We start from the raw sequence: 14,334 nt of genomic DNA on the forward strand, positions 1-14,334 counted from the left end.
TTGATGTGCACAAAAAAATAAGGGAGCTTGTACTCCCTACTATAAAGAAATTCCTCAACATAGATGTATTGAAATCACTAGCTGATCAATCAACACTTAAGCTATTTAATTCACCGCCCTTACACTCCTCTGCAATCCTTTCTGTATATCCTGCACAAATCCTTCCCCTTGATTCGGTTTAGGCTTTGCCTTGGTTCGAGCTGTAGTTTCAGACTTTACTTGTTCAATATTAGTTTCTTGATTTTCATCACTATAAAACTCCTCCACAAAATCCAAACCTTCTTCTGCATTGACTTCAAACTGTGCATTGGCAAAACCCTGCCTTGCAGTCTGATCTAACGCCGTTTGATTAAAACCTGCTTGTTTACTTTGCTGGTCAATCTCTTGCGCCATTTGAATAGCTTGTTGCAGATTAACCCCATCTTTCAATGTTAAATCCACATAGTACACAGGCGTACGATAGCTTTGTGTGGTGGACTTGCCTCGTAGTATAAGTTGCAGTGGTAGGCATGAAAGTAAACCATTCGATGCAGCGTGGTAGTAACTCAGTCGTGCTGCCAAAGTCCGAATGCTGTTAAAGCCAGTGGTTCTAAAAATAAATGTACCGAGTTCATCCGATTCATCTAAGTTCACATGCAAACGCCCATAAGGCTTACAGTTGCCTCCTTGAGCTAAAGGACATAAATCAGGGGATGGGCAGGAATGTTGTTCTACGCCTTGATTGGTGAGTCGCTGACAGGTTTCACCATTGCCTACACAGACAGGCCGTCCTGTTTGACGGTCAAACAAGGTGTACTCAGCCCTTAGATTCAGCTCAGGATCATTGAAGATCATCCTTACTGGAATGGTACGGAGTTTTTGATTCGGTGCTTTACTGCGTAATTGCTCATCAAGCGGATGTTTGATCCACCCCTCTTTGCTTTGGATTTGACTGGTAATGGTAAATTGGTCGTCCTTTTCAGGCAGTCGTTTACCGTTCTTTTCAACAACTTTACCAATACTGATACGTCCAAGGATCGGTGGTGTGATTGCTAAACCTTTAATCATGATAATTTTCCTCTAAATAAAATTTTACTGTTGACCCTTTGTTATGTAAGCAAATACAAAACCGTTTAAAGATCAGATGAAATGCAAAGACCGCCATTGTTGGCCTACCGTTCCTTCGGGAGTCGGTAGGTCGGGGGTGGTTTTTTGCGCTTTTTTGAAGACTGGAAATATCGACGTGATGAATTCAGTCATTGGTATAGATCTGAAAGCGTCGTGTTCCTGCTTTGTTTTGCGGAAACTGCTCAAGCATTTCTGGGTGAAGTTTGAGTAAGGCTTTGCTGTCTAAACTGATTGAATCTTTGGATTTCTTCCACGTCACCGAACCATTCGCAAAGGTTGCTCGTTCAGCATCCTTCATCAACATCTGGATTTGATGCTTAATTTGATCAAAGTTATTTTGATGCTGCTCAATGTCATGCTTTTCTTGAATCAGTTGAGCAAACAATTGATTGGCTTGTTCGTTATGACTCAAGTCTTCAACAGTTAATGGAATATGTTGTGGATAGAGCTGCTGTATAGCTTTGGCTGCCGACTCACTGGCATCCACATCAGGTGGCGTGTCTTTTTCCACACACTCCCAGAAGTAACGTTCCGCATTGATGATATGTTTGATCACGGATTCGGAGCGCGTCACTTTGAAGATTTTGGTTTCATGCCCACAAATCAGCACACAAATATGTGCTGCCTTTTTGCCTGTTACAGCGAGTTGATGTTGCACCTGACACAGTACGTATAAAGGCACGCCATCTCGCCATAACTTTGCTCCATATTCTCCTGCGGTTTTGCATTCTAAAATCTGTACTTCCTCACTACCTACTACCGAGTAATCTAAGTTAGCCAGCATAAAATGCTTATCCTCATCAGGATGTTGTAGTACGGCATTGATACGACGGACTTTGTTGTTGGTATGCATGCTGTAGTATTCAGCGACCAAAGGTTCAAGTTGTTTGCCCCAATATAAAGGGGCATGACCTGCGCTTTCATCTTCAATGGATTGTTTGACTCGACCTGTCTTGATCATCCATAGTTCAAGCATCGACATATAAGGATTGAGTCCACACGCTGCGGCACAATCACTACTACCGATGCCTTGACGACGTACTTCAAGCCATTCTGCTTGAGTCATGTTTTTGGTATTGACCAAGCGTTTGGCTGTGAATAATTTTGGGGCAATAAATGGAGTACTTGCCTGTTGAATGGATGGATTTAAAATTGCGGTATTCATATTGAAGTCCTAATTATTTTGCTATGTAAAATGATGGAGATCACAAAAAATGGGCATAAAAAAACCACAGCCTAAGCTATGGTTTTAATAATTTTTAAAATTAGAAATTCCATTTAAAAATGCTTATTTAGGTCTAACTTTCCATGATTGAAAAATGCATATTTCGTACTATGCAAGCATGTTAAGTGCCTGTTCCAATCCTCGTTGTTTGATCGATGCGCCAGCACCAAACCAAGCTGAATCGAGTCGATGATCTGTACTCATGGCACGTCTTTCATGATCAATAAATTCTGTAATTGAACACAGTAATCCATAGGCTGTTCCTTTAGCAGAACTCAACTCTGCACCACGTCCCTGACCATTAAACATGTCCATTGCTTTAGTCATCGCCTTGGCATTTGGCTCAGCTTTTTCCTTGGCATTTGCCTGTGCTGCCTGAGTCGCAACATCACGGTAAAACTGAATAATATTTTCTTCCTGATCTGCAATGCTCATTGTGGTGTTATTAAATACCGCATCAAAGAAAGCAGCTGCTTCTCCTTGAGTGACTCTACGCTGGCTGAGCTGCTTCATTTCGTACATGTGTTCATCCCATGCACGTACTGAAATGCCCAATTGCTGTTTGACTTTATCTGCATCAAACTTGGTACTATGCGGAACTTTCACTACACCTGCATTACTGTTCTGACCACGTAAAGCAATCGCCAAGGTGTTGTTGCAGACAACACGAATGGAGGTGAATTGTGCTGTTGTCGCAAGCGTACCGTCACATGCAGTTGCAAGAAGAATATAGCCATTACTGACATCCTTGCCTTTAAGTGCAGTAGATTGACCTGTCCGTGCCAGCGCCCAGAATTTCTTGCCACCTTTAAGCACGCCTGCGGTTTCCAATTCAAAGCCTGATTGTTCAGTTAGATCACGATAGAACTCTAAGATCTCACGAGGTTGGACTTCCTGAAAACGTTGACTGACCACTGACAAAGGTGCATGGGTATCAGAACGGTACAGTACACGCTGTTCTTCATACGGTATGATGATGCTTTGCCCACGTTCATTCTGTGCCATATAACTGACATTGGATGACTCGATACGCCAGTCCATGCCTGCCTGCTGTGCCCAGATTTCAATCGGTTGGTTTTGACTTAGTTGATTCCCTAGTCCATGCCAAGGGGTTTCACCGACATAAGCCATTTGTTCAAGTTGATGTGCCATAGTTTTATTCCTTTTTAAAATAATGCTAAAAATTGGATCTATTTTTAATTCAGATATTGAGTGGGGAACTTTTGGTAGCAGTTATGACAGAAGCACAAACTTTGCTGTGGAGGTGTGCTTTGTTCTGTAAAAGAATTAAACAAACCACCGAGTACAGTTCCTGCAATTCCTCCAACGATGGGAGGCAAATTCAAAGACTTCGCAACGGTTGTGCCTAAGGCACCTAATGCTGCGGGTGATGCAAGATTTGATAATGTTGAATTTGCTTGTTGTATGTTTGCTTCAACAATCATGATTTCGGTTGAATGACAAAAGGGGCAATTCAAGCTCATGACTCGACTCCTAAATTCAGGGCATAAAAAAGCCTGTACGATGACAGGCTTTAATTTCATATTTTCATGTGTACTCGAAAGAGCTTCATGATTCTCATTAGGATGTTATGTATCTGAAATAATTTGGAGTCATTTAATTCCAAGTATCTTTTAATTCAGTATGTCTACAATTAATACATTCCACTACAATCTTAGACCCTTGCGTGCCTCTTCTTATAAAGCTGTGGTGCTTGCCATTTTTACGTTCTGTATGACAACGAGCACATTTTTCAACATTATTACAATAACCATCTACCCCTTTAGAATTCCAATGCTCGTGCACTGTAACTGTTTCAACGGCATCACAATACTCACACTTTAAACGCTTTTCACATGAACGATTGCTATGATATTTGGCATCCGATTTGCTTGGAAACTTATGTTTTTGTTTAATAATTAGCTGATTACACTTATCACAAGTATATTCCATATAACATTGAGGCTGCCCTTCAACATGCTGAGGTTTACCTGAATGCACACCCACTTTGCATCCAACATTTGAAGCTGTTTCTTTAATTGCTGCCCAACTTTCTGATTCAGCAATTTTATTAGCTGATTCTTTAACTTTATCCCAAAATCCCATACGATTCCCCCTGTGGTTAATTAAATATTAATTTATATAAACTTATATCTTAAATGAGTTTATTGAAAATTTATAAATTGCCTTCAGCATATAGCAAACCTAATTCAATATTGGCTTGTTCTTCACCCTGAGCCGCAGCTTTTTTAAATAGTGAAGCTGCGATTTCATAGTTTTTAGGTACACCGACACCAAACTTAAAAATCATACCTAAATGTAGCTGCCCTTTAGCATCTCCATCTTCGGCAGCCTCCCCAAAATACTTTGCAGCTAGTTTAGGATCTTTATCAAAGAATATACCCTTAGCATACATAAGACCTAATTCAACTTTTGCTTCGCTATAACCATGATCAGCTGCTTCTATTAACAAAGCTGCTGCAATGTCACAATCTTCATCTACCCCTAATCCATATAAAAATAGTTTTGCCAATTCAATGTTTGCTTCTATATATCCTTGCTGTACGGCTTGATTAAAATAATATCCAGCTTCCTCAAAATCCTGATCAATACCTTGCCCGTAACGGTTCATTAAACCATACATATATTGTGCTTCAGCATGCCCCCCGGTAGCTGCCTCTGCAAACATAGATGCAGCTGTTTCACTATCTTCTTCTACACCCTCTCCAACTAGAAAGCATTGCCCCAATGTAAAAAGTGCCTCTATATCACCATTTTGAGCTTTATTAAATAAACTCATCAAATCATCTCTATCCATCTTTTCAACTATGCTTTTTCTAATTCAATCCTTTTGAATATTACATTAATTTTAATAATTTTTTAATGATACACTTAAATTAAATTTCTAATATTATTAGTATGGTAGATCAATTTTATCGCCTAAATTAAAAAACTGCCCACCCTAATAGCTTTACTTAAATTTTGTAATAAAGAGAACACTTCATATGGCAACAGAAGCAAAATTTCGCGAAGATCCTGATCTAGCATTTCTACAATATTGTGATTTTCAAGATCTTAAGTTATTGTCAAATACTCTAATCGCTGATAGTGAAGGTACAGAACAATGGACAGGGGGGCTAAAAAGCACACTTGTTAAAAACATGAGCATGTACTCAACTGAAGACGATTTATATAAAAATAGCTGGAAAGCAATTGCTGCTGAAATTCAACTATTTGGCGGAGATACAGTAGTCAACCTTGTCAGAGGAAAAGGGGTTGTATATCGTGAACTACTAGAAGATGTTGCAAAAAAAACAGGTGTAGATTTCCATAAAGATACTTCTGATATCAGTCTTCTTGAAGAAAAAGTACTAAGAACCCTTTTTGGTCGAATCACTCAACTTAATGAGCTGGACTTCATTAATAAAAAATTGAAAGAAAAAGGATACTTAGGACTAACCTCAATTAAAGAAAGCCCTCTTAAAACGATTAAAAATAGTCTTGGAGGTGGAACCGCTTCAGGTACAGCTGGTGGACTTTTAGCTGGATTAAATATGGCTAAAAATTTTATTAAGGTAAATCCATTCGTTGCAGCCGCAACATTACCTCTAACTGCAAAAGATATTACGGCTCCAGCTTATCGCGTCACAATACCTGCTGCTTGTATTGTTGCGATGATGAGGATTAAGCATGAAGAAAATAAAAATAACTACAATGAGTTCTAAGGTATCAGCATGATAGATAAATTATTTAGTTACGACATTGAAAAATTTTCAAAAGAGCTTTTAGAAGCTATAGCAAATGACCAGGTGATTTTTAGAGATGGTGTTGCCTACTGGAAAAAGGGGCTCGAACATGTAGGCATTATTCAACATATTCCTTTAAAAGAAGTCAGTTCTGTAGGTGTTGAAACTTTTGTTCAAGGATTAGGCTCTTTGCAATCAACATTGCAAACCACAATTGTTGCAGCTCAAGCTATTTCTACTGCGACGTTAATGGTAGCAATGGTAATCCAAACTCAAATTTTAAGTAAAAAAATTGAGGCTGTAAAACAGTGCGTCTTGAAGGTTTCTCAGGATATCAGAGAACAAAACATTTTATTTTATACAGACAAAACGAGCGAGTATTTAGCTTTATTACAGACTTTTAAACTATTACTAGACAACAGAACCCCACTTACAGATGTTAATCAGTTAGCCAATAATACTTTGTCATCCTCTATACAGCTTAAAAACCATTTAATCTCCTTTATTGGAAACCTACTAAGTTTAGTAGAAACCCAAAAACTTAGTTCACAGCAACATGTTGAGCTAATTATGCAATTTATCCAACAAATGATGGAAATATTACCTATTGGAATGCATCTAGAATTTATTCTTTCACATCGCCTAAATCAAAATGAGTTTTCTCAAATTTTGATTGAAGATAGCCATCGCCAATATTTAGGCTTGATGAGTCAGTACCGCAATTATCTCAATGAGATTAACAATGGTCTGAAAGAGTTTCGGATAAAGCAAGATCAAGTTCCATTTTTTGAGAAAATCAGACTACCTGCAAAAAACTTGTTCCAATATTCAATTCATGTAGAGTTACTTGAAAAGCCTGCGAAAGAAAGAATCACTTATATGAAATTACAAACTAGCTTGATTAAGACTTAAAAAAATTTTGAGGTATAGTAGCTCCACCGTTTTCCATTTACTCAGATACCCTTGTGATCAGGTACTTGAAGCTGAAATGATTACAGATCAAGGCAATGTAAATTTATCATTTTAATCTCAAACCCGACCCTATAGAGAACACTGCTGATAGTTGTGTTCTCTATTGAAAAGTCAATAATTTATAAACCTCTTCGATTTTTTGAATCGACTACCCCTCTGCCAAAGCTACGCATATTCGACTTGTCTTTCACCCTTGGGTGTTGCTGCTCTTTTTCGCCATTCACCAAATAAGGGACAATATAATTAAGAAAGTTATAGACTTCACTGGCATTGTTACGATGAATCATACCAATCCCTAAAGTCCCCATCGCTTCATAGATCGCCATATAGTCGGAATGGTTACAGTTAAAAATATAACCATATCCGTGTGTAATCTGCTTCCAGCACTCACCTACCCACTGCCCCATTTCAAAACCACATTGATGCATATTTCCATCGTACATAAGCAAAAGATGGCAATGGTAGCCCTTACTAACCCCATGCTCTAATGCCCATGCATAACCATATAACCCACTAAAACAAGTATCTTGATCGGCTATACGCCGTAGCAATGTTTCTAGCGCTTTATTGAACACTTGGATGTTGTATAAGGCTTGATATTCTTTCTTAATAGATAAATCCACTCGAACCACCAGTGTTCTCGCATAATGATGAATGAGTGTGGATGTATATTCAAAAAGGCTTTGCTGATTCTTTAATTCACGTTGTTGAAAATCAATCAGTTGCTGTTTTACACAGCCTGATAATGATTGGATATAAGTCAGAATATGCCAGACTGTCATATCATCAAAACAGACTATACAATCATGGTCTGCCTGTGGCATTAGACTGAGTGTGCGATCAACGATGTTCACAACCTCAATGAATATCTGCACTGTATTACAATAGAAAAAATTAGCGTTATAGATTGGCTTAAATGACTTAACTAATTTTTGTAGGTCTATCATCAGGTTTTCAAGATATAGATCATAACTACCTAAGCAAACTTCTTGAATGAAATGGTCTACTGCTGCCAGCACTTCAGCTTCATGGTAAAGCTGATCATATTGAATATTTTGGTACATTTAGGTTCTCACTGAAACATAAGGCTCATATGTAAGTGAGAGATATATTTTTTTACTGATCATGATTCTGTAGCAGGATGTTGTAGTCATCCTGCTTAGCTGAATAGGCTCATAGACTTTGGAACATACTATAGGGTTAATTCAGATTGTTTGAACTCATTGTAATTTATAGATTGTCTATAGCCCATTTGAGTATGGGCTATACTGTGTTAAGTGCCTCACAGTACTCACTCAACTAGATAAGATATTGTTTATATTATTAATATATATTACTTATAGATAATAATATATATTACCTGTTAAGCACTCTACCCTGTAGTTTCGATAAGTTCGTTCATCTACATAACGCTAATCGCCAATCTATCGGATTTTGCTTAGGCTAAAGTTACGCCACTTTTTTATTTTAGAGCTATGATGAACAACCTTAATCCATCCTCTACCAATCAAGATGAAGATTTAACAACAAGCATAGGATCTCAGAAAACTTATGAGCTTAAAGTATTTGATGAAAATGAGGCATATCGCCAACTTGAAATCATTCAGCTCATTTTATATATAAGAAAATTTAAAAAAAAACCTATCTACTTACCACATCAAAAAAAGCAAAATATTTATTCGATTGCTGATAAAAATATACATGACTCTCTCCGAAGAATTGACCCCCATTACTTTGAAGATAGAACATGTACAAGTCCTGAAGTGGACTTATTTCGCAAGGTATTAAAAGAAAATATAATACTTCATCATTTAACAGTTAGTCAGAGTGATTTTTGGCTTAGAAGTCATAATGATGCTATCGCCCTAGCACCCAATCAATTTATGTTAAAAGCTGAAATTTTAAATGACTTTTGCCATCAGCTTGCCTGTGCTATTGCAAGCGATACAAACTATCAAAAAACACTTCTGTCACGCCAAGAAAAAAGTCTCAATCAGAACAAGAAAGCTAAAAGGCTTGCTAAAAAACTATTAAGTACATTCAGAAGGCTACTCATAATTAAAATGGATTTCTCCATACATACTGATCATACAGTCACGCTTGAATTATTAAAAACCTACCTTCGAATGTTCATCAAAAAACTTCATACACCAAATGATAAAGTCCCCCCCATAATCGGTTTTATTTGGAAATTAGAATACTCAGCATTAAAAAGATATCACTATCATTTTCTATTTTTCATGGATGCGAATACTTTTACAGAAGATAAAAACTTTGCCTATAAACTTGGTGAATTATGGCAAAAAATAACCTTAAAAAAAGGAATCTATCAAAGCTTCAATCATGAAGAGCAAGTACGTAAAAATCTTGCTATTGGTATACTCACTCATGATGATCAAGAAAAAATTGACTCTTTAAATAAGATGATTGATCACATAACCAAAACAGAGCAGTTCATTCTTGAAAGGAGCCAAATTAATCAACGAACATTTGGCTACAGCACTCGCAAGTATGCAACAAGGTAAATCAGATACTTTATTATGCTTTAGCTAGATTTATTGCAGAAGAGTAATTGAAAATACTTTAGAATCCACCTCCATCTGGATAGAAACACTATCAGCTTGATTAATTGAATTTCTATGAGCACACCAACAAACCAAATAAATTTGATACATACCCCCGATCAAATACATTTCTGTGTTAATAAACATAATCTTTCGATTATGCAAGAGATATCATCAATCATCACAAATCCAAGTTATAGTGCATTCAAATTAAAATCCAGTAAGAAGGGTAAATACTATGTCAGTAACTCCCCTCAAACCGATCACGTATTTGAACATTTACAAAATTTTCCCGGCATAAGTCCAATGCTACTCGAACATAAATTTTTCAAACTTAGTCAAAGTGTAAAAGCATTACACAAAGCTTATTCAAAATTAGGATATGAATTAGATAGGCCAATCAATCATTTATATTTGCATAATGAACAATATATCAATGATATTTTGCCTACAGTAAATTCTTTCGTGAATGAATTAAAAAGAGATTCAACGACTCGAATAGCAATGGCTGACAGACTCCAACGCTTAGAACTTATTAATGAATTAAAAAAAGAAAATGCACGAGTAATGAAAAAGCTCTTCAAAACTCAGCAACGATTTAACCTTAATATTTTTACATATGTATTCGATATGAATAAATGTGATTCACGTGATAAATCATTTATTGAGCAAGGGCTTACACAACAAATTTCAGTAATGATTGATAAATTTCATGATAAGTATCAATCTGAAATTTTAGATTTGTTTTTTCACGTTCAACGTGATTTATCAAATAATTATGTACTAACTGTATATAGTGCTACAGAACGTGAATGTAAACCGCTTTCGATGAAAGATTTCATCCCTCTAAGAAATGAAAAGTATCTCATCATTGCACCAAATACAAATATTATATTAACCACTCATGAAATTGATTATCCTATGGATATTCAAGGCGTTGAGGGCACAAATGAAAAGACATGGAAAGCAATTTTCGGAGAAATACTTCTTAAATACAACTATTTCTATTATGAAACTGAATACGTATCACCCAAATTTATTTACAAAAAATGTGACTCCAACCACTGAATTGTATAAAGCTTAATTGACCATTATTTGAATCTGCGTCTTATATAAAACACATATTTAATCTTTATTAAATAAAATTTCCTTTAATATTTCAGGCTGATTTCTTAACTCATGGATGATTGTTTCAGCAATGTATCCACCACTGTAAGGCATCTTATACCCAAACTTTTCCATCTCTCTAGAAGGATATTTTGCCTTCAGTATCTGATTAAGATTGTTAAGTTCCAGCTGTAATTTTTCTATTTTTTTCGTAATTGATGCTGGCTTTCTGCGCAGGCCATCAGACTGAGCTTTAGCGTACAACTGCTTACTCTCCTGCTCTAATTCACTGAGCATTTTTTGCTTAAGCACAAGTTCAGACTGAAGCCACTCAATATCGTTAACCTCAAAAGCTTTGACCAGATCATCAAGCACAAAATGAACAGCTTGATTTAGATTCTTCCATTTACCATGACATGCCACTTGTTCCCTTAAAATACGATATATAATTTCACGTCTTGGGTATAACTGCTTGTCGTAACGAGCTTTGACTGCAATGATTGCCTTTGCACTTTTGGCAAGTGTACTATTCTGAATAAACTCCGCCCCACCAAGCATTTGCACATAAGCAATTAAAATATCTGAATATTGCCTTTGGAAAATTTTGGCAGGCAAGTTATTCACCTCAGGTCTTAATGTATTTATCTGCATTAAAAGCTGTGCAATCTGGAATGGCTTGAAAGGGATTGAAACTACATCTCCCATCATTTCTAAATGAAAAGCTGACTGCTCACTCAATGGAAAATCATTCTGCTGCATTCTTTTTATGATTTTTTCTTTTTGATCAATATATGATTGATTCTCCGTTTCTATTAATTCATTATCCAATTCACACTGATAGTAGTAACCAAAGTTTAACCATATATCCTGCTCAAGCTGCTCTAACCTTGATAATTTTTTATCAATCATAATTTATTAAAATACAGATAATTGCATAGCATAATACTACTATATTTCTAGATATGCGTACTGCTCTATTTTAAACATTTTCTAAATTTTATAGTTACCCCATCAATGAACTGATCTAATAGTTTTAACATTATAGGTTGATTTCCAGCCAATATTTAAGGTTAAAAAATTAGTTCTTTTATCTAATTGCGATAATCACAAAAGGATCAAAGATATGGGCTACTTAACATCTAAAGAAATTCGCCACAAACTCAAAAATTGCTCTGCATCTACTTTATGGCGTTACCAACAACCTAATCAAAAAATGTTCGAGCAACCAATGCCTCAACCTATTAAGAAATGCGCTGGCTCTACTAGCCTTTGGGATGAAGAAACGTTTAACGAATGGTTAATCAAATATTTCAATAACAACCAAATGAGTAATCTGTCTAGCTAGACAGATTACTTAATTTTTTCCACCATTTTTTATAAGCCTTCGACATCTCTTTTTGATAATCATAATAGTCATATGTCCCCTGTTCCCCAGGCATCACATGACCAACCATCAGTTCCGCAACATCCCTACTTGTAAACGCACTGAAATTTGTCCTTGCTGTACGCCGTAAATCATGCATAGACCAATGATCCATTTCAATTTTATAATTCTTCCTTGCAAATTGCATGAAGTTATAAGGGGTATCTGTTGGCCCACTACGCCCCATTGGCTCTTTGCCATTTTCATGTGGGAAAATGTATTCAGAATTACTCAAATCCATTGCAGACTGAAGCCACGGTTTGATCTCATCAATAATAGGTCGAACAATGTCCCCTTTACTTTCTCCTGTCTTATGATTTTCATACGGTACTGTCCATGTATTTTTACTAAAATCAAAATCTGATTTCCGTGCAAGCCTCAACTCACTATATCGATTACCATAAAACAAACATAACTTGAGAAATAAAACATTCCTTAATGATGTTCTAGACTCATCACAAATTTTAAAAATTAAAGACAACTCATCATCTTGTAATACTCGAACAGTTTTATTTTTCTTAATATTCAAGTCACGCTTTCCAGTGATATGTCTTATGGGATTTTGCTCAATTAATTTTCGATTAATCCCCCAATCCAAACACTGCTTTGTATTCGTAAGAATGCGATCAGTTATCGATGGCGACTGTTTAAATTGCTCTTCTAGTAAATCTAACCACATATGTAATGTGATTTGCTCAGCAGGTATGCTACCTAACTTTGGAAAAACATAAAGTTCAAATGATCTTAAATATTGATCTGCATTCTTTTTATTAGGAATACTATATTTCGCATGCCACTCACGAAATAACGCTTCAAAAGTTATAGCCTCTGTGATCTTGTGAAGCTCTACTTTTTTATGAATACGCGGGTCATGTCCCTTTTCTAAAATTGCTTTCATTTTCTGCAATTCAATACGAGCCTCTTTAAGGCTCATATTTGGATAGGTTCCCAAGTCTAAACGAGCTTGCTTATCGTTATATCGAAAACGCATCTGAAAAGTGAGTTTTCCTTTTTGCGATACACGAACGCTCAATCCATCTTGATCAGACTCTGTATGTATAGCTGAACGTTCACGATCTAGATTCTTCTTAAGCCACGTATCTGTTAAAGGCATTTTACTCCACCTGTGTACATATTTTTTTCAAATAGAAAATTCTAGAAAATGTGTACACACATATATACACAAACATACTGACTAGACTTGAAATCTATTGAATGGGGTTGAAAGATATACCAGATAAAGAATATCAATATTTTTATATTTTTACAGCACTTACAATGCTTTTATTATTCTATTTGAAATAGGTTGAATGGGCTTGAATAGATATCAAATATTTGGGTGGGAAATAATCGCGAATGTACGTCGCTGAGCGACCTGCGCCGCTAACTCTTGTTTAAAACTCATGGAAAATACCTACTGCAGATCCGCAGTGCAAAAGATCAAGCACGATCAATATGAAAAATTGGCGATATTGTAGCAGAATTTCTAAATGCAGTACTCATTCCTCAATGCCCACCCTCTCCTGTACTTTTTGTTTATAGAATGGACAGGTTTTAGAAGAATACCGTCTTCAGGTTGAAATTTCGGGAGAAATATCGACTTTTATCTCATGGTGAAACCTATTTAAATAGATTTATATTTTAAGAGATCATTTAACCTTTATAAATTTATTGAAGCAACTGATCGCATTTAAATAAGGATAAAAAAATGACAAGGATTGCCTTTCAGGATCTGTATGCTGAACCCTACACCCACTGTTATGGCTGTGGACGTGACAATCCACATGGTCATCAACTGAAAAGTTACTGGGACGTCCCTTTTGTACAGACTATTGCACATATTTGCCCCGCCTCTCATTATACCGGCGGTGTACCCGATCATCTGTATGGTGGCTTGATTGCATCTCTTCTGGACTGTCATGGTACAGCTTCTGCAGCAGCATTTAAAAGCCATACAGCTGGCATCGCCTTTGACGGTGGTGAAGCCTTAATTCGATGTGTCACTGGTAGTCTGAATATTCAGTTTATTCGACCGGTACCTGTGAATACTGAATTGGTGTTGACGGGTCGATTACTGAAAATTGAAGGCCGAAAAATCCAGATTGTACTTTCTCTGTCTGCCGATCAGATTGAATGTGCAAAAGCTGAAATGCTCGCTATTCAAATTAAGTAGCTCCTGAATTGAGGGGC

15 protein-coding genes and 1 pseudogene are annotated in these 14,334 nt (G+C 36.5%); 6 read left to right on the top strand and 10 right to left on the bottom strand.

Translation table 11 applies throughout. The features are described from left to right. Nucleotides 1-105 precede the first annotated feature (105 nt). The 6 genes from F955_RS00925 to F955_RS00950 all read right to left on the bottom strand — a co-directional run bounded on the left by F955_RS00925 (nt 106) and on the right by F955_RS00950 (nt 5,150). The gene (locus tag F955_RS00925) at nt 106-1,047 is read right to left on the bottom strand and encodes a recombination directionality factor (protein WP_004890091.1); all 942 of its coding nucleotides are present in this window, start codon (nt 1,045-1,047) and stop codon (nt 106-108) included. A gap of 184 nt (nt 1,048-1,231) precedes the next feature. Further along, nucleotides 1,232-2,272 carry a YqaJ viral recombinase family nuclease gene (locus F955_RS00930; RefSeq protein WP_004890093.1) on the bottom strand — a complete coding sequence of 347 codons (1,041 nt, stop codon included), beginning with the start codon at nt 2,270-2,272 and terminating at the stop codon, nt 1,232-1,234. 168 nt (nt 2,273-2,440) lie between these two features. Beyond that, on the bottom strand, nt 2,441-3,484 hold the full coding sequence (locus F955_RS00935) for a DUF932 domain-containing protein (protein WP_004890095.1): 1,044 nt from the start codon (nt 3,482-3,484) through the stop codon (nt 2,441-2,443). Between the two features lie 44 nt (nt 3,485-3,528). Next, the gene (locus tag F955_RS16220; RefSeq protein WP_004890098.1) at nt 3,529-3,816 is read right to left on the bottom strand and encodes a hypothetical protein; all 288 of its coding nucleotides are present in this window, start codon (nt 3,814-3,816) and stop codon (nt 3,529-3,531) included. A 133-nt stretch (nt 3,817-3,949) separates the two neighbouring features. Continuing rightward, the gene (locus F955_RS00945) at nt 3,950-4,438 is read right to left on the bottom strand and encodes a hypothetical protein (protein ID WP_004890101.1); all 489 of its coding nucleotides are present in this window, start codon (nt 4,436-4,438) and stop codon (nt 3,950-3,952) included. 70 nt (nt 4,439-4,508) lie between these two features. After that, on the bottom strand, nt 4,509-5,150 hold the full coding sequence (locus tag F955_RS00950; RefSeq protein ID WP_017401524.1) for a tetratricopeptide repeat protein: 642 nt from the start codon (nt 5,148-5,150) through the stop codon (nt 4,509-4,511). A gap of 187 nt (nt 5,151-5,337) precedes the next feature. Here F955_RS00950 and F955_RS00955 point away from each other — a divergent pair, with 187 nt between their 5' ends. Further along, nucleotides 5,338-6,057, top strand: a complete 720-nt coding sequence (locus F955_RS00955) for a YaaW family protein (protein WP_004890105.1) — start codon at nt 5,338-5,340, stop codon at nt 6,055-6,057. Between the two features lie 9 nt (nt 6,058-6,066). After that, nucleotides 6,067-6,990 (top strand): hypothetical protein, encoded by a 924-nt coding sequence (locus F955_RS00960; RefSeq protein WP_004890107.1) that lies wholly within the window; start codon nt 6,067-6,069, stop codon nt 6,988-6,990. A 179-nt stretch (nt 6,991-7,169) separates the two neighbouring features. Here the strand turns inward: F955_RS00960 and F955_RS00965 are convergent, their stop codons facing one another. Then, complete coding sequence (locus F955_RS00965) at nt 7,170-8,114, bottom strand: YagK/YfjJ domain-containing protein (protein WP_004890109.1); 945 nt, start codon at nt 8,112-8,114, stop codon at nt 7,170-7,172. A 414-nt stretch (nt 8,115-8,528) separates the two neighbouring features. On the opposite strand from F955_RS00965, the gene F955_RS00970 reads away from it, so the two are divergent. Together F955_RS00970 and F955_RS00975 are read left to right on the top strand one after the other, a co-directional pair. Next, nucleotides 8,529-9,575, top strand: coding sequence for a YagK/YfjJ domain-containing protein (locus F955_RS00970; protein ID WP_004782012.1), 1,047 nt, complete (start codon nt 8,529-8,531; stop codon nt 9,573-9,575). Between the two features lie 198 nt (nt 9,576-9,773). Then, complete coding sequence (locus F955_RS00975) at nt 9,774-10,682, top strand: hypothetical protein (RefSeq protein ID WP_004890111.1); 909 nt, start codon at nt 9,774-9,776, stop codon at nt 10,680-10,682. Nucleotides 10,683-10,739: 57 nt separating this feature from the next. Here the strand turns inward: F955_RS00975 and F955_RS00980 are convergent, their stop codons facing one another. After that, complete coding sequence (locus F955_RS00980; protein WP_004890113.1) at nt 10,740-11,630, bottom strand: hypothetical protein; 891 nt, start codon at nt 11,628-11,630, stop codon at nt 10,740-10,742. Nucleotides 11,631-11,844: 214 nt separating this feature from the next. Here F955_RS00980 and F955_RS00985 point away from each other — a divergent pair, with 214 nt between their 5' ends. Beyond that, a complete protein-coding gene (locus F955_RS00985) occupies nt 11,845-12,066 on the top strand; it encodes a hypothetical protein (RefSeq protein ID WP_000541018.1) in 222 nt (73 codons plus the stop codon). Here the strand turns inward: F955_RS00985 and F955_RS00990 are convergent. After that, nucleotides 12,059-13,258, bottom strand: a complete 1,200-nt coding sequence (locus tag F955_RS00990) for a tyrosine-type recombinase/integrase (RefSeq protein ID WP_004890115.1) — start codon at nt 13,256-13,258, stop codon at nt 12,059-12,061. The genes F955_RS00985 and F955_RS00990 overlap by 8 nt on opposite strands. Before the next feature lie 219 nt (nt 13,259-13,477). Further along, nucleotides 13,478-13,549 (bottom strand): annotated as a pseudogene (locus F955_RS17050) (hypothetical protein); the annotation flags it as partial. Between the two features lie 303 nt (nt 13,550-13,852). Here F955_RS17050 and F955_RS00995 point away from each other — a divergent pair. Beyond that, nucleotides 13,853-14,317 (top strand): PaaI family thioesterase, encoded by a 465-nt coding sequence (locus F955_RS00995; RefSeq protein WP_004890119.1) that lies wholly within the window; start codon nt 13,853-13,855, stop codon nt 14,315-14,317. Nucleotides 14,318-14,334 lie beyond the last annotated feature (17 nt).

This window comes from Acinetobacter schindleri CIP 107287 (genome assembly GCF_000368625.1).
Taxonomy (GTDB): Bacteria; Pseudomonadota; Gammaproteobacteria; order Pseudomonadales; family Moraxellaceae; genus Acinetobacter; species Acinetobacter schindleri.